This is a genomic window from Gordonia liuliyuniae, from assembly GCF_021739025.1.
In the GTDB taxonomy this organism is placed as follows: Bacteria; Actinomycetota; Actinomycetes; order Mycobacteriales; family Mycobacteriaceae; genus Gordonia; species Gordonia liuliyuniae.
In genome coordinates this window covers 425,199-440,483 of record NZ_JAKKOT010000003.1, presented here as the reverse complement: position 1 = coordinate 440,483, position 15,285 = coordinate 425,199, and the positions used below count along the sequence as shown (strand labels likewise).

At 65.4% G+C, this 15,285-nt stretch carries 20 protein-coding genes; 7 read left to right on the top strand and 13 right to left on the bottom strand.

What is annotated here, in order from left to right:
- The first annotated feature begins 40 nt into the window (after nucleotides 1-40).
- A complete protein-coding gene (locus tag L5G28_RS06780) occupies nucleotides 41-862 on the top strand; it encodes a hypothetical protein (RefSeq protein WP_237000851.1) in 822 nt (273 codons plus the stop codon).
- 1 nt (nucleotide 863) lies between these two features.
- Nucleotides 864-1,703: an MlaE family ABC transporter permease gene (locus tag L5G28_RS06775; protein ID WP_236996256.1), complete on the top strand. Its 840-nt coding sequence runs from the start codon at nucleotides 864-866 to the stop codon at nucleotides 1,701-1,703.
- 16 nt (nucleotides 1,704-1,719) lie between these two features.
- Here L5G28_RS06775 and L5G28_RS06770 read toward each other — a convergent pair whose 3' ends face one another.
- Nucleotides 1,720-2,565 carry an LLM class F420-dependent oxidoreductase gene (locus tag L5G28_RS06770; protein ID WP_237000850.1) on the bottom strand — a complete coding sequence of 282 codons (846 nt, stop codon included), beginning with the start codon at nucleotides 2,563-2,565 and terminating at the stop codon, nucleotides 1,720-1,722.
- A 116-nt stretch (nucleotides 2,566-2,681) separates the two neighbouring features.
- Here L5G28_RS06770 and L5G28_RS06765 point away from each other — a divergent pair, with 116 nt between their 5' ends.
- The 5 genes from L5G28_RS06765 (at nucleotide 2,682) to L5G28_RS06745 (ending at nucleotide 7,975) form a co-directional block, all read left to right on the top strand.
- On the top strand, nucleotides 2,682-3,083 hold the full coding sequence (locus tag L5G28_RS06765; protein ID WP_236996254.1) for a phage holin family protein: 402 nt from the start codon (nucleotides 2,682-2,684) through the stop codon (nucleotides 3,081-3,083).
- Nucleotides 3,084-3,224: 141 nt separating this feature from the next.
- Complete coding sequence (locus L5G28_RS06760; protein WP_237000849.1) at nucleotides 3,225-5,549, top strand: FdhF/YdeP family oxidoreductase; 2,325 nt, start codon at nucleotides 3,225-3,227, stop codon at nucleotides 5,547-5,549.
- Nucleotides 5,550-5,751: 202 nt separating this feature from the next.
- A complete protein-coding gene (locus L5G28_RS06755) occupies nucleotides 5,752-6,057 on the top strand; it encodes an rRNA adenine N-6-methyltransferase family protein (RefSeq protein ID WP_372477187.1) in 306 nt (101 codons plus the stop codon).
- Between the two features lie 192 nt (nucleotides 6,058-6,249).
- A complete protein-coding gene (dtd, locus tag L5G28_RS06750) occupies nucleotides 6,250-6,702 on the top strand; it encodes a D-aminoacyl-tRNA deacylase (protein ID WP_236996251.1) in 453 nt (150 codons plus the stop codon).
- 55 nt (nucleotides 6,703-6,757) lie between these two features.
- A complete protein-coding gene (locus tag L5G28_RS06745; protein ID WP_237000848.1) occupies nucleotides 6,758-7,975 on the top strand; it encodes a glycosyltransferase 87 family protein in 1,218 nt (405 codons plus the stop codon).
- Here the strand turns inward: L5G28_RS06745 and L5G28_RS06740 are convergent.
- The 12 genes from L5G28_RS06740 to L5G28_RS19400 all read right to left on the bottom strand — a co-directional run bounded on the left by L5G28_RS06740 (nucleotide 7,959) and on the right by L5G28_RS19400 (nucleotide 15,258).
- Nucleotides 7,959-8,378, bottom strand: coding sequence for an Rv0361 family membrane protein (locus L5G28_RS06740; RefSeq protein WP_237000847.1), 420 nt, complete (start codon nucleotides 8,376-8,378; stop codon nucleotides 7,959-7,961). The genes L5G28_RS06745 and L5G28_RS06740 overlap by 17 nt on opposite strands.
- Nucleotides 8,379-8,548: 170 nt before the next feature.
- Complete coding sequence (gene map / locus L5G28_RS06735; protein WP_236996248.1) at nucleotides 8,549-9,343, bottom strand: type I methionyl aminopeptidase; 795 nt, start codon at nucleotides 9,341-9,343, stop codon at nucleotides 8,549-8,551.
- 8 nt (nucleotides 9,344-9,351) lie between these two features.
- Nucleotides 9,352-9,900, bottom strand: a complete 549-nt coding sequence (locus L5G28_RS06730) for an adenylate kinase (RefSeq protein ID WP_236996247.1) — start codon at nucleotides 9,898-9,900, stop codon at nucleotides 9,352-9,354.
- A complete protein-coding gene (secY, locus tag L5G28_RS06725) occupies nucleotides 9,897-11,228 on the bottom strand; it encodes a preprotein translocase subunit SecY (RefSeq protein ID WP_237000846.1) in 1,332 nt (443 codons plus the stop codon). Before secY ends, L5G28_RS06730 begins: the two co-directional genes overlap by 4 nt.
- Before the next feature lie 206 nt (nucleotides 11,229-11,434).
- The gene (rplO, locus tag L5G28_RS06720) at nucleotides 11,435-11,875 is read right to left on the bottom strand and encodes a 50S ribosomal protein L15 (protein WP_236996245.1); all 441 of its coding nucleotides are present in this window, start codon (nucleotides 11,873-11,875) and stop codon (nucleotides 11,435-11,437) included.
- A 3-nt stretch (nucleotides 11,876-11,878) separates the two neighbouring features.
- Nucleotides 11,879-12,058: a 50S ribosomal protein L30 gene (gene rpmD / locus L5G28_RS06715; RefSeq protein WP_161897451.1), complete on the bottom strand. Its 180-nt coding sequence runs from the start codon at nucleotides 12,056-12,058 to the stop codon at nucleotides 11,879-11,881.
- Nucleotides 12,059-12,061: 3 nt separating this feature from the next.
- The gene (rpsE, locus tag L5G28_RS06710; RefSeq protein ID WP_237000845.1) at nucleotides 12,062-12,712 is read right to left on the bottom strand and encodes a 30S ribosomal protein S5; all 651 of its coding nucleotides are present in this window, start codon (nucleotides 12,710-12,712) and stop codon (nucleotides 12,062-12,064) included.
- Between the two features lie 37 nt (nucleotides 12,713-12,749).
- Nucleotides 12,750-13,160 (bottom strand): 50S ribosomal protein L18, encoded by a 411-nt coding sequence (rplR, locus tag L5G28_RS06705; RefSeq protein ID WP_237000844.1) that lies wholly within the window; start codon nucleotides 13,158-13,160, stop codon nucleotides 12,750-12,752.
- Between the two features lie 2 nt (nucleotides 13,161-13,162).
- The gene (gene rplF, locus L5G28_RS06700) at nucleotides 13,163-13,699 is read right to left on the bottom strand and encodes a 50S ribosomal protein L6 (RefSeq protein ID WP_237000843.1); all 537 of its coding nucleotides are present in this window, start codon (nucleotides 13,697-13,699) and stop codon (nucleotides 13,163-13,165) included.
- Nucleotides 13,700-13,713: 14 nt separating this feature from the next.
- Complete coding sequence (gene rpsH / locus L5G28_RS06695) at nucleotides 13,714-14,112, bottom strand: 30S ribosomal protein S8 (protein WP_236996241.1); 399 nt, start codon at nucleotides 14,110-14,112, stop codon at nucleotides 13,714-13,716.
- Between the two features lie 295 nt (nucleotides 14,113-14,407).
- The gene (locus L5G28_RS19405) at nucleotides 14,408-14,677 is read right to left on the bottom strand and encodes a putative endonuclease domain-containing protein (RefSeq protein WP_308191951.1); all 270 of its coding nucleotides are present in this window, start codon (nucleotides 14,675-14,677) and stop codon (nucleotides 14,408-14,410) included.
- An 80-nt stretch (nucleotides 14,678-14,757) separates the two neighbouring features.
- Nucleotides 14,758-15,258, bottom strand: a complete 501-nt coding sequence (locus tag L5G28_RS19400) for a type IV toxin-antitoxin system AbiEi family antitoxin domain-containing protein (protein WP_308191950.1) — start codon at nucleotides 15,256-15,258, stop codon at nucleotides 14,758-14,760.
- Nucleotides 15,259-15,285: the final 27 nt, after the last annotated feature.

Genomic DNA, 15,285 nt, shown 5'->3' with positions numbered 1-15,285 from the left:
TGAACCCGACAGCACTTTCCGTATCGAACAGGAGTACCCGATGACTGAGGACAACACCGATCGCCACAACACCGATCGTGAAGACAGCGGTGGGGACCACGCCGACAGAAACGACGCCGACAGAAACGACGCCGATAGGGGTGCCGTGGCGACGCTGAACGAGCCCCAGATCGATGAGCAGGCCCCCGCAGACAAGACCGCTGACGACGGGACCGGCGACGAGAAGGCCGCCGAGACGCTGTCGCAGAAGAACGCCCGCGGATCGGGCGGCCGGCGTCAGGTGATGATGTCGATCCCTGCCCTGATCGCCTCACTGGTCGCCGGGCTGCTGATCATCGTCCTGGCCGCGACGGCCGTCCTGTTCGTGCTCCGCGACTCGTCCGCTCGCAGCGACCTCGACTCGATGCGTGCCACCGCAGCCGATGAAGCAGACGCGGAGATGGCGGCAGGCAAGTACGCGGTGTCGGCCGCGACGCTCGACTACCAGGATCTGACGCCCTGGATCACGGCGATGAAGAAAGGCGTGAGCCCGGAACTGTCCAAGCGCTACGACGCGGTCGGCCAGACGATGGAACAGATCATCACCCCGCTGCGAATGAAGACCAGTGCCGAACTGGTGACGACATCGCTCTCCGACTCCGAAGGAGACCTGTTCCGGGTCGACGCCGTCGTCAACGTCAACACCACGACGGTGCAGAATCCGAGCGGCGGCAACGCCGTCGCCGTCTACAAGTTGACGCTGGACCGCTCGAAGGATTGGCTCATCACCGAGGTCGGCGACCCGACGAACACCGTCGCGGGCAATCTCGGGTCCACATCGGACGCCCCGGCCGCGCCTGCCGCACCGGCGCCCGGCAACTGACATGCGCATCGAAGGGCGCTCCCGGCCGTCCGCGATCGGCGGGTTCACCGACAACTTCAACGACAACGCCCTCGGCCCGATCCGCACGTTGGGCCGAACGTTTCGGTTGGCGATCATCTCGATCGTTCAGATCGTCCTGGACATCGTCCGCGGCCAGTTGAAGATCCGGGAGACCGTCGTCATGGGCTGGTATCTCATCAGCGTCACCGCGGTGCCTGCCTTCCTCATGGCGATCCCGTTCGGCGTCATCGTCACCATCCAGATCGGCAACATCATCAATCAGCTGGGCGCCCAGTCGCTGCTGGGCGCTGCGAGCGGTTTCGCGGTGATCCAGCAGGCGGCGCCGCTGGCGTCGGGTGTCCTGCTGGGCGGTGCGGGAGCCTCGGCCATCGCCGCCGATCTGGGGGCCCGAACCGTCCGCGAGGAGATCAGTGCGATGCGCACGATGGGTATCGATCCCATTCAACGTCTCGTCGTGCCTCGCGTGCTTGCCGCCGCGATCGTCGCCCCGCTCCTCGCGCTGTTCATCATCCTGGTCGGTGTCATCGCGGCGTTCTACCTCGCCGTGATGATCCAAGGCGTCGGCCCAGGCAGCTACTGGCAGTCGTTCGGCTCGTTCGCGTCCGGACGCGACCTGATCCTCGGCGTCGTCAAGGCGATCGTCTTCGGCATCATCATCGGGGTCATCGGCTGTCAGCGCGGTCTGGAGGCGCGGGGCGGACCGCAGGGCGTCGCGAACGGTGTCAACGCGACCGTCGTCGTCTCCACGGTCGGCATCATCGGCGTCAACTTCATCATGACGCTCATCTACACGGTGTTCTTTCCGATTCAGATCGGCTGACGGGACGCTCGCTCAATCAACCGGCACCGATGATCGCCGCCAGGTCGGCAACCACGTCAGACGAGCCGAGAAGCTGGATGGCGACGTGGTCGGCTCCCGCTGCCAAGTGCTCGTCGATCTGTGCGCGGACCGTGGCGGCATCGCCGTGCGCGACCAACGCGTCGATGAGCGCGTCGCTGCCGCCGTCGGCGATGTCGGCGTCGGTGTAGCCGAGTCGCTTCAGGTTGGACGTGTAGTTCCGCAGGTGCAGGTACGGCTGGTCGACCGGCGGACGGCCGACGGCGCGGGCCGCGACCGGGTCGGTTCCGAGCACCACCTTGTGCTCGGGCGCCAACAGCACGCCGTCGCCCACCGTCTCGCGAGCCTGCGCAGTGTGTGCGGGGACCGTCAGATACGGGTGGGCGCCGAGTGCGCGCTCGGCGGAGAGGGCCAGCATGCGCGGGCCGAGCGCTGCGAGGACGCGACGGTTCACCGGGACACCACCGTCATCGAGCACGTCGAGGTACCGTTCGACGGCTCGGAAGGGGCTGGTGTATTCGGCGGTCGCTTCGGGATGTCCCGCGCCGATGCCGAGGTAGAAGCGCCCCGGGAAGTCGCGGTCGAGTTCGAGGTATTCGGCGGCGATCGCCGCGGGGTCGGTGTTCCAGATATTGACGATCCCGGTCGCGACGGTCAGGTTCTCGGTGGCCTCCAACATCTTTCGTGCGGGCCGCAAGTGGGCCGGTGACCCGCCGAGCCACAGCGCGCCGTAGCCGAGTCGTTCGATCTCACGCGCCGTGTCGGGCGAGAACTGGTTGAACCCGCCCCAGACGCCGTGCCTGCCGAACCGGACGATGTGTGCGGTCTTGTCGCTGCCTGTCATAGTCGGTGCAACCTGTCCGGTGTTCCGTTGTATTCCGGCGCGCTCGATCAAGCGGCTGCGGTCCGGCCTCGCTGAGTGCTCGCCGATCGTCCGCGCCGCGTGTCAATATGGACTCCATGCGCACATTCCTCGTCCGAAGCGCCCTCACCGGCGTCGCTCTGTGGATCGCGACTCTCATCGTGCCGGGCGTCGAGTTCGACTTCGGCGATCTTTCGTCCTGGTGGGCGAAAGTCGGCGTCGTCCTGCTCGTCGCTGCCGTCTTCGGCCTGGTGAACGGATTCATCAAACCGATCGTTCAGATCCTGTCGATACCGCTGTACATCGTCACCCTCGGCCTGATCCACGTGATCATCAACGCACTGATGCTGAAGCTGACGGCGTGGCTCACCGACAACGTCTTCCATGTCGGGTTGGAGGTCGACGACATCTTCTGGTCGGGCATCTTCGGCGCCATCGTCATCTCGATCGTCGGCTGGCTGACTGCGCTCGTCATGAAGGACAGGTTGGAAAACCTGTAGCACGGATGGGATGTCCGAGCGGGATCCCCGATCTCCGATCTCCATTAGCGCGACATAACTCCCCGACTGACCGATAGGCTGAACGCGTCGTATCCCTTGGCGTCCGAACAGCGTTTCGGCGCCGGACGAGTGAGGACGCCCATGACTCGCAAGCCGCCGGTAGACGATTTCACAGACGCGGGACTCACAGTCGGCCCTCCGGCCACGTGGGCGGTCGGTCTCCCTGCCATCGAGCACGCGATGCTGCCCGCGCTGGGCGAGCTCGATCCCGAACGAACGGCCAAAGTCGCCTTCTCGATCAATCACAAGAAGGGCTTCGACTGCCCGAGCTGTGCGTGGGCGAACCCAGACAAGTCCAAGCCGTTGGAGTTCTGCGAGAACGGCATGAAGTCGGTGGTGTGGGAGTCCATCCCGACCGTCGTCACCCGTGACTTCTTCGCCGAGCACTCGCTCACCGACATGGCCGACAAATCCGAGTACTGGCTGGGACTGCAGGGGCGCATCGGCGAACCGATGTACAAGGCCGCAGACTCCGACCATTACCGGCCGATCTCCTGGGACGACGCACTCGACCTCGTCGCCGACAAACTGCGGAGCCTCGACGATCCGAACGAGGCCGTCTTCTACACGAGCGGCCGCATCACCAACGAGCCCGCGTTCCTGTACCAGCTGCTCGTCCGGGCATACGGCACCAACAATCTGCCCGACTGCTCCAACATGTGTCACGAGGCGACCGGCGCGGGCATGGTCCCGGCGATCGGGGTCGGCAAGTCGACCATCCACTTCGACGACTTCGCCGACGCCGACCTGGTGATCGTCATGGGCCAGAACCCGGGCACCAACCATCCCCGCATGCTGAACTCGCTCCAGGACACCAAGGTCAACGGCGGACAGATGGTCGCCGTCAACGTCTTGCCGGAGGCCTCGCTGCTGCGATTCAAGAATCCGCAGAAGCCGGTCGGCGTGCTCGGCGACGGCATCGCGATGGCCGACCAGTTCGTACAGATCAAGATCGGCGGCGACATGCACCTGATCCAGGCTGTCGCCAAACGCGTCCTCCTCGCCGAACAGGTCTCGCCCGGACAGGTGCTCGATTGGGACTTCATCAACGCGCACTGCACCGGCTTCGAGTCGTACCGCGATCACATTCTCGCGATCGACGACGACGAGGTGCTCGCTGCAACCGGGCTGGACGCCGCCGAGATCGAGGAGCTCGCCGAACGCTATCTGAACTCCGACGCGACGATCGTCACGTGGGCGTTGGGCATCACCCAGCACAAGCAGGCGGTCGGCACGATCGCCGAGATCATGAACCTGCTCCTGTTGAAGGGCAACATCGGAAAGCCGGGCGCGGGCGCGTCGCCGATCCGCGGCCACTCCAATGTGCAGGGCGATCGGACGATGGGCGTCTGGGAGCAGATGTCCGCCGCGTTCTTGGACGAGTTGGGTAAGGCGTTCGCATTCGAGCCGCCGCGCGAGCACGGTCTGGACAGTGTGAACGCGATGAATGCGATGGACCGCGGGGACATCCGAGTGTTCTTCTCGATGGCCGGCAACCTCGTCGCCGCGATCTCCGACTCCGGACGCGCCGAGGCGGCGATCCGGTCGGCGGACCTCACGGTCTCGGTGACGACGAAACTCAACCGGTCACATGTGATCACCGGTGCCGAGTCGCTGCTGCTGCCGGTCATCGGCCGCACCGAGTACGACGAACAGGCCACCGGCCGCCAGGTGACCACTGTCGAAGACACCGTCTGCTTCGTCAATCAGAGCGGCGGCGAACTCCCGCCCGTGTCACCGGATCTCCTGTCCGATGTGTCCGTCCTCTGCCGGCTCGCGCAGCGTCTGGTCCCCGACGTCGGCGATATCGACTGGGCCGGTTTCGAAGCCGACTACGACCGGATCCGGGACGCCATCGAGAAGGTGATACCGGGTTTCGACGACTTCAACGAACGGCTCCACCGCGACCACGGGTTCCTGCTGCCGCACGGCCCCCGCGATTCGCGCACGTTCCCGACCGCGTCGGGTCGTGCCCAGTTCACCGTTCGCACCGCCGAACACGTCGCAGCGCCTGCGGGCCGTCTGATCTTGCAGACGATGCGCGCCCACGACCAGCACAACACCACCATGTACGGGCTCGGCGACCGGTACCGCGGCATCGCAGCCGGCCGGTTCGTGGTGTTCGTCAACCCGGACGACCTCACCGAACTCGGCCTGTCCGACGGCCAGACGGTCGACGTGTTCAGCGAATGGCCGGGCGAGGACGACCGTGTCCTGCGCGGCTACCGCGTCGTCGCCTACCCGACCAAGAAGGGGTGCGCCGCACTGTACTTCCCCGAGGGTAACGCGTTGATTCCGCGCGGCGCCGTCGCCGACGAGTGCAACACTCCTGCGTCCAAACAGGTCGTCGTCCGGATCGAACCGGGTGCCGCCCGCGCCGACAGCGGCAGGCCGATTACCGTCTAGTGCCATGACGTTGCATACGCCGCGATACCCGTGCTGTAGCATCCGGCCCGTGGGAATTACGAGCATCGCAGTGACCAGGTTCCGCCGCTTCTAGCGGCGGAGAGCTAACGTTTAACGCTCCGCCGCTCTCAGCATCTTCTTCGCTGGGCGGCGTATTCGTGCTGCCCGGGCCATCCGACTATTGCCCGGAGTGAATTCCCCAATGCCTACTTACCGTGCCGGCCGCCACGAGCTCGGCCAGAACTTCCTCACCGACCGCACAACAATCGACACGATCGTCGACCTCGTTTCTCGAACAGCTGGCCCCCTCATCGAGATCGGCTCCGGCGGTGGCGCGTTGACACTGCCCCTGCAAGCGTTGAGCCGACCGATCACAGTTATCGAGATCGATCCGCGACATGCGCACGAGCTTCGACATCGCGTCGATCCGAGTACGACAGTCGTGCACACAGACTTTCTGCAATACCGGCTGCCCCAAGCACCGCACACCGTCGTGGGGAACCTGTGACTGGCCGGTCCGGCGAAGTCGCGGTTGAGAAGTGGTTCGCTGACCAACGATTTCGGGGCACACCGCTGCCGCGCGACCTTTCACCCCAACAGTGGTCCGAGCTGTTCGCGGTCACCGGGCGACGGGCTCCGGCTACCGCTCGGAAGCAGGGCGGCCGACACTAATGGCGTGACGGGCACTAACCTGCCAGTCATGCGAGCAGTCCTTCAACGTGTCAGTGCAGCATCGGTCACGGTCGACGGCAAAGCGGTCGGCGCCCTCCAACTGTCGTCGGGCGCACAGGGACTCGTCGCGCTCGTCGGCGTCACCCACGACGACGACGAGTCGAATGCCCGCGCGCTGGCCGACAAGATCTGGGGGCTGCGCATCCTTGACGGCGACGAGGACCGGCCACAGGCGTCGGCCGCCGACCTGGGCGCGCCGATCCTGGTCGTCAGCCAGTTCACCCTGTACGCCGACACAGCGAAGGGACGTCGACCGTCGTGGAACGCGGCTGCGCCCGGCCCGGTCGCCGAGCCGCTGGTCGACGCCGTCGTCGCCGCTCTGCGGGATGCCGGCGCCACCGTCGAGACCGGCCGGTTCGGGGCCCACATGCACGTCGACATCGTCAACGACGGGCCGGTGACGATCGTCCTCGACGTGTGACCGAAATCCCCTGCCAGGTCGGCGTTTCCGCTGGCAGCACTGGTATTCTTGCGCGGTGACATCGTCGTTGACCCTCCGTGACCGCTCGCCCGCCGTACTAGTCGGAGCCGCCGCCGCGTTACTGACAGTCACGACCGCGCTCGGCGTCGCGTTCCACGCATGGCACGGTCACGTGGACCTCCTGGTGTATCGGCTCGGCGCCCAAGCCCTGCTCGACGGCGACGGGGTGTACGGGCCGCTTCCCGCGTTGCAGAACGGCGAGGTCCACCTCCCGTTCACGTATCCGCCGCTCGCCGCGGTCGTCTTCACGCCGTTGGCCGCTCTCCCCGAGAACGTGGCGGTCTTGCTCATGTTCGCGCTCTCGCTCGCCGCGATCGGCCTCACCGTGTGGCTCGTCCTCGACCGGATCAGGCCGTCGATGGACCGCGGCACCAGACTGGCGATCGTTCTCGCCGTCGTCGCCGTCGCCGAATACACCGAGCCGGTGCGCGGGACGCTCGGGTACGGCCAGGTCAACGCTCTACTGATGGCTGCGGTCGCCTTCGACGTGTTGAACCGCTGCGAGAGGTGGCCGCGCGGCATCCTCATCGGGATCACGGTGGCGATCAAGCTGACGCCGGCCGGGTTCCTGCTGCTGTTCCTGATTCGACGCGACTGGCGGGCGTTCGCGACGACCATCGTGTCGACGATCGTCTCGGTCGGTGTCGCCTGGCTCGTGATGCCAGATGACTCCCGCGAATACTGGTTCCACACGTTGAGCGAGACCGGCCGGATCGGTGCCCCGTACTTCGCGGGCAACCAGTCGTGGAAAGGTCTGGTCTACCGCCTCGGGTTGAGTGAGACCGCGGCGACCCTGTTGTGGCTGACGCTGTCGGCGGTGGTCGTGATCCTCGCCGCCGTGTGGATGCACCGGCTGCTCGTCGAACGCCGCCTGGCGACCGCGTTGGTCGTCAACTCAGCGGCGATCCTCCTCATCTCGCCGATCAGCTGGTCGCATCACTGGGTGTGGTTCGTTCCGGCACTCGTCATCGCCGGGAACGCGATCGTCGAGGGCCGTCGCGACCGCTGGTTCGTCGCGGCGACCGGAACGGCGTTCATCATGTTCTTCATCGGGCCGCACTGGTTGTTGCCCGGCAGCGACGACGTCGAGTTGCAATGGTCCTGGTGGCAGCAGATCATCGGTGCGTCCTATGTGATCTTCACAGCCGCCGTGCTGGCCGTCGGCGCGTGGCGCAGTCCCCGGACGTGGGACGTCCTCAGCCGACGTCCGTGATGCACCAGCCGTCGCTCTCGCGCCGCAGAGTCATCGGGGTCGGCACCGACGTCGAGCCGTAGCGCAGCGATGCGTCGACGGTAGCGGTGTCGCCGGTGATCGAGATGTCGTCGACGACGGTCTCGCCGTCGCGTACGGAACTGTCGCTCGACGGGAGGTCTGGAACGTCGCCGGTTCCGCTGACCACCGATCCGAGCGCCTGGCACATGCGTGTCGACGCCCCGCGCAGATCGGCGTGCGAGATGTCGTCGAGGTAACCTCTGGCCTGTTCGTCGACGAGCTCGGTGTCGGTCTTCGGGTCTGCGGAACTCACCGCACGGTAGGCGAACACGCCGCCGACGATCACCGCGACCACGCAGACCACGACGATCCCGATGGCGGCCAGCCGACGGTGACGATCCACTGCAGGCCGATCCTCTGCAGGCCGCCCCTCTGCGGATCGTGCGGTGCCGGGCTCACTCGGTTGCGTCGTCATGGTGTGAGAAAGCGTACTCCGCCCGGTAGACGACGAACGCGTCGCCGCACATTCTCGTGCGGCGACGCGCTCATCCGGGTGTATCGGCCGGGCTCGGGTCAGCTGGGTCGGACGGTGAGGATCCGCGGACCGTTCTCGGTGACGGCGACGGTGTGCTCCCAGTGCGAGGCACGGGTTCCGTCGTCGGTGACGACGGTCCACCCGTCGTCGAGTTCGGTGGTGTCCTCGGTGCCGAGGGTCAGCATCGGTTCGATGGCGAGCGTCGACCCCACGACGAGGCGCGGACCGCGATTGGCTTTGCCCTCGTTGGGCAGGAACGGTTCCATGTGCATCTCGCGCCCGATGCCGTGTCCGCCGTAGCCTGCGACGATGCCGAAGCGCCTGCCGAACTTCGTTGCGGCGGCATGCGTCCCGGCTTCGATGGCGGCAGACACGTCGGTGAGGCGTCCGCCGGGGACCATGGCCGCGATCCCGGCTTCCATCGACAGTCGGGTGGCTTCGTTGAGTTCGTGGTCGGCAGTCGACAGGTCACCGATGCCGAACGTCCACGCCGAGTCGCCGTGCCACCCGTCGTAGACGGCTCCGCAGTCGATGGAGACGAGGTCGTGGTCGGCGAGCACCACATCTCCGGATGGGATTCCGTGTACGACGACCTCGTTCACCGACGTGCAGATCGAACCGGGGAAACCGTGATAGCCCTTGAACGACGGGACCGCTCCGGCCTCGCGGATCACGGTTTCGGCGACCTCGTCGAGATCGAGGGTGCTGACGCCGACGCGTGCGGCCGCACGGACCGCGACGAGGGCGGCGCCGACGATCTCGCCTGCGGCCGCCATCGCGTCGAGTTCGCCGGCCGAACGGAACGGCACAGCTTTGGGTTTACGGAATCCCACGGGCCGGGTCAGGCCTTGCCGAGCGCCGACATTACGCGCTGATGGACCTCGGCCAACTCGCCGACGGCGTCGATGCTCTTGACGGTGCCCGCATAGTGGTCGAGCAGCGGAGCGGTCTCGGCGTCGTACACCGACATGCGGTTGCGGATGACGTCTTCAGTGTCATCGGCGCGGCCACGGGCCAGCATGCGTTCGACGACGACATCAGCGTCCACCTCGAACGACAGGACACCGTCGAGCTTGGTGCCGAGGTCGTCGAGGATTCCTTCGAGCGCGATCGCCTGCTCGGTGGAGCGGGGGAAGCCGTCCAGAATGAAGCCTTTCACGGCATCCGGCTCGGCGAGGCGTTCACGCACCATGTTGATGGTGATCTCCGGCGGCACGAGGTTTCCTGCGTCGAGGAACTTCTTTGCCTCGACACCGATCGGGGTGCCCTGCGAGATGTTCGCCCGGAACAGGTCTCCGGTCGAGATGTGCGGAATGCCTACCGCTTCCGACAGCAGCTCTGCCTGCGTGCCCTTGCCTGCTCCGGGAGGACCGAGGATGACGAGTCTCATTTCAGGAATCCTTCGTACTTGCGTTGCATCAACTGGCTGTTCACCTGCTTGATGGTGTCGAGGCCGACGGCCACGATGATCAGCAACGCCGTGCCGCCGAACGGAATGTTCTGCGCACTGCTGCCACCAAGGTCCATGAACAGGTTCGGGAGGATCGAGATGATGCCGAGGTACAGCGATCCCGGCAAGGTGATCCGGTTGAGCACATAGCCCAGGTATTCGGCGGTCGGACGTCCCGGTCGGATGCCGGGGATGAAGCCGCCGTAGCGCTTCATGTCGTCTGCGCGCTCTTCGGGGTTGAACGTGACGGCCACGTAGAAGAACGTGAAGAACATGATCAGCAGGAAGTAGACCACGATGTGGAACCAGCTGGACGGGTTGATCAGGTTGTCCTGCATCCACACCTGCCAGCCGGCGACATCGGTGTTGTTCTGGTTGGTGATCTGCAGGATCAGCTGCGGGATGTACAGCAGCGACGACGCGAAGATCACCGGGATGACGCCTGCGGTGTTCACCTTGATCGGCATGTAGGTCGACGATCCGCCGTACATCTTGCGGCCGACCATGCGCTTGGCGTATTGGACGGGGATCCGTCTCATGCCCTGCTCGATGAACACGACGGCGACGAGGATGATCAGGACGGCGACGATCACGAGGCCGAATGCGAGTCCGCCGCGCGACTGCAGGATGGTCCGGCCTTCGGACGGGAGGCGTGCTGCGATGCCCGCGAAGATCAGGATCGACATGCCGTTGCCGATGCCGCGTTCGGTGATGATCTCGCCGAACCACATGACGAGCATGGCGCCAGCGGTCATGACGAGCACGATGATGATGAGGCCGAAGATCGACCGGTCGGAGATGATCTCCTGGGAGTTGCAGTCTGCTCCGGTCGTCGGCAGCAGGTTGCCGCTGGCGGCGAGCGCGACGATGCCGGTGGACTGCAGGAGGGCGAGCGCCAAGGTCAGGTAACGCGTGTACTGCGTCATCTTGGTCTGGCCGGACTGGCCTTCCTTACGCAGCTGCTCGAACCGCGGAATGACAACGGTGAGCAGCTGAACGATGATGCTGGCCGTGATGTACGGCATGATGCCGATCGCGAACACCGACAGCTGCAGCAGTGCGCCGCCGGAGAACATGTTGATCAGCGAGTAGATCTGACCGGAGTCGCCTTGGCTGGCGGCTTCGACGCATCGATCGATCTCTTTGAAGTTCACGCCCGGCGACGGCATCGTCGCGCCCAGGCGGTACAGGACGAGGATTCCGAGGACGTAGAAGATCTTCTTCCTCAGGTCGGGCGTCCGGAAGGTCGCCACGAGGGGGGAAAGCACCAAGTCCTCCTATAAGCACCTGAGTATGCGGACCGCTGGCCAGCATTCTCGGCGATCACGCTCGAAAGATTCCGGGCACCCCGTCGTCAGGATGCCCCTACGAACTCTAACAGTCGTCCAACCACAGCCGGTCAGGCGAGCGGGTCGCGAACACGATGTGTCCGTTTTACGCTCGCCTGACCGGGTGATCAGATGTGCACCAAGTCTTACTGCTCGGTGGCGGTGCCGCCTGCGGCGGCGATCTTCTCTTTGGCGGAGCCGGTGAACTTGTCAGCGGTCACGTCGACCTTGACGTTCAGTTCGCCGTTGCCGAGAACCTTGACGAGACGGTTCTTGCGGACTGCGCCTGCTGCCACGAGCTCGGTGACGCCGATGGCGCCACCCTCCGGGAACAGCTTGGCGATGTCGCCGACGTTGACGACCTGGTACTCCACGCGGTTGCGGTTGGTGAAGCCCTTGAGCTTCGGCAGACGCATGTGAATGGGCATCTGGCCGCCTTCGAAGCCGGCAGGCACATTCTTACGAGCCTTGGTGCCCTTGGTGCCGCGACCCGCGGTCTTACCCTTCGAGCCCTCACCGCGACCCACGCGGGTCTTTTCGGTCTTCGCGCCCGGTGCGGGGCGAAGGTGGTGCAGCTTGATGGTCATGACTTAAACCTCTTCGACTGTCACGAGGTGCCGCACCACGTTGATGAGACCGCGGTTGATCGGCGTGTCCTCGCGGGTGACGGTCTTGCGGATGCCCTTGAGTCCAAGGGTGCGCAGGCTGTCACGCTGGTTCTTCTTGGTACCGATGGTGCCCTTGATCTGGGTGATCTTCAGTTCAGCCATGGCTTATGCTCCCTTGTTCGCTGCGGCGGCAGCGCGTGCGCGCAGCATGCCGGCGGGGGTGACCTCTTCGACGGTCAGTCCGCGACGAGCAGCGACCTCTTCGGGCTGCTGCAGCATCTTCAGGGCGGCGACCGTCGCGTGAACGACGTTGATCGCGTTGTCCGAGCCGAGGCTCTTCGCCAGGACGTCGCTGACGCCTGCGCACTCGAGGACGGCGCGGACGGCGCCACCGGCGATCACACCGGTACCCGAGCTGGCCGGGCGCAGCATGACGACACCGGCAGCCGCCTCACCCTGAACGGGGTGGGTGACGGTGCCCGCGATCAGCGGGACGCGGAAGAAGTTCTTGCGAGCCTCTTCGACGCCCTTCTGGATCGCTGCGGGAACTTCCTTGGCCTTGCCGTAGCCGACGCCGACCATGCCCTGGCCGTCGCCGACGACGACGAGAGCGGTGAAGCTGAAGCGTCGACCGCCCTTGACGACCTTGGACACGCGGTTGATCGTGACGACGCGCTCGAGCTGGTTCCGCTCTTCGCGGTCACGCCCTCCGCGGTTGTCGCGACGGTCTCCGCGGCCACGGCCGCGCTCGTTGCTGTTGGTGTTGCTGCTGTTTCCGGCGGGTCCGTTGCCGCCATCACGCTGACGTCCGGGCATCAGATGTCCCCTCCAGTGTTGGTCTTGTTGATCATCATCAGAACTTCAGGCCTCCCTCGCGGGCGGCGTCGGCCAGTGCCGCGATGCGGCCGTGGTACGCCTTGCCGCCGCGGTCGAAGACCACAGCGTCGATGCCTGCGGCCTTGGCGCGGGCGGCGACGAGCTCGCCGACCTTGCTGGCCTGTGCCGACTTGTCGCCACCGGCTGCGCGAACGTCAGCTTCGATGGTGCTGGCCGCTGCCAGCGTGCGACCGGTCAGATCGTCGATGACCTGCACGTGGATGTGACGGCTGCTGCGCTTGACGGCCAGGCGCGGACGCTCTGCCGTTCCGGCGATGTGCTTGCGCAGACGGAAGTGACGGCGGTTCGTCGCGGTGCGGCGGCGCGTCGACACGTCCTTGCCGAGGGGCTTGCGTGCTTTGGTGGTCGTTTGAGTTGTTTCAGACATGTCTACTTACCCGTCTTTCCGACCTTGCGGCGGATCTGCTCACCCTCGTAACGCACGCCCTTGCCCTTGTACGGGTCGGGGCGACGCAGACGGCGGATGTTCGCCGAGATCTGGCCGACTTGCTGCTTGTCGATGCCCGAGATCGAGAACTTGGTGGGCGATTCGACGGCGAAGGTGATGCCTTCCGGTGCCTCGATCGGCACGGGATGGCTGTAGCCGAGGGCGAACTCGAGGTCCTTGCCCTTGGCCTGGACGCGGTAGCCGACACCGTAGATTTCCATCTTCGTGGTGTAGCCCTGGGTCACGCCGACCACCAGGTTGTTGACGAGGGTACGGCTCAGTCCGTGCAGGGCACGGCTGCGACGCTCGTCGTTCGGGCGGGTGACGACGATGGAGCTCTCTTCCTTCGTCACCTCGATCGGCTCGGAGACAGTGAGGCTCAGTTCGCCCTTCGGGCCCTTGACCTTCACGTCCTGGCCGTCGATGTTGACGTCGACGCCGGCCGGGATTGCGATGGGATTCTTACCAATACGCGACATTTTTCTACGCTCCCCTACCAGACGAAGGCGAGGACTTCGCCGCCCACGCCCTGGTTGGCTGCCTGGCGATCAGTGAGCAGACCGGACGACGTGGAGATGATGGCCACGCCGAGGCCGCCCAGAACCTTGGGCAAGTTGGTGGACTTCGCGTACACCCGGAGGCCCGGCTTCGAGACGCGACGGAGACCAGCGATGCTGCGCTCCCGGCTCGGGCCGTACTTCAGGGTGACGACGAGCTTCTTGCCGACCTCTGCGTCTTCGACGCTGAAGTCGGTGATGTAGCCCTCGCGCTTGAGGATCTCGGCGATGTTCACCTTGATCTTCGACGACGGGAGGCTCACCTCGTCGTGAAACGCCGAGTTGGCGTTGCGCAGACGTGTCAGAAAGTCTGCGATCGGGTCAGTCATGGTCATGGTTGACCGTCAACCTTTCTCGTAGCGGTTCCCATACAGCGGTGACCTGCGATTTCTCGCATGATGCGCCGGTGGGCCTTCCACGAAGTGGATAGTTGTGCATTGTTCTCCCCCGCTGATGCCATTGGCTTTTCACCGGCACCCGCGAGCTATGAAGTTGTAAGTCCCGGGGGCACACTTCACCCAGGCAACTGGTCTAGTGTAGGGAACTCGCTGGCGAGGACCAAATCGGGCAGTCGGGCGAGGAGCCATCGACAGTTAATCGTGTAGATCGTTACCCGATTCGGGTAACGATCTACACGATTGATCGTCGGACAGCGCAGTCGGGCGAGGAACAGGGCGTCGGCGCGCCCGCCCAGCCGTGTCTGGCGAAGATCTTGCCCATCTTGACCGCGGTGACGCACGGCCGTACGAAGGACTGCCCCCAGCCGAGACGCTTGGTTTCGAGGCCCGACTCGATCGCCGCATCCAAGTCGCGTTCCATGTCGCGGTCGCGGTCGGCGACGCTGTCGTGGAAGGCCCGTCCGTCGAGTTCGACGACGAGGCCGAAGTCCGGATACTCCATGTCGCGGAATCCGCGGCGCCGTCCGCGAGTCGGGGATTGCCGAATGGGAGTCGGGAGACCGTGCGGACGTTCGACCTCGGTCAGATATGCGTGCTCGAGTGCGGAGCACGTTCCGTCGCGAATGTCGGCGAGGACCGCGAGGATGAGTTGTCGAGCACCGCTTCCTCGAGGCGGATGCGGGGAGGTGACAGATGGGCCTGCACAACGGCGTCGAACGACGCCCGATGATGAACGACGACACCGCGTCTGCGCGTGACACGTCGACCCTCGGCGACGGCGATATGGATCGCCTCCGCACGTCGGCCCTCGTCCGGACCCATCGCCGCACGCACCGACGACCCGTGACTCAACGCCGCAGGCCAGGCGCCAAGGACCGCACACCACGCTCGTTGTCGCCATGACAGTGGCCCGGTGTGCGTGACGTACACGCCCGGATCGACGCTCACCCACGCGCCGCTGCGGAGCCGACTGCGGACGAAGGCCGACCCCAGACCGCATGCCAGTACCTGCCGCCGGGCGACGACGCCGTCCTGGTCTCTAATCAATCGCGCGAGGCGAGCGCACGCCACCTGATCCCCCATACCCGAATCGTGACGCATGACCGACGA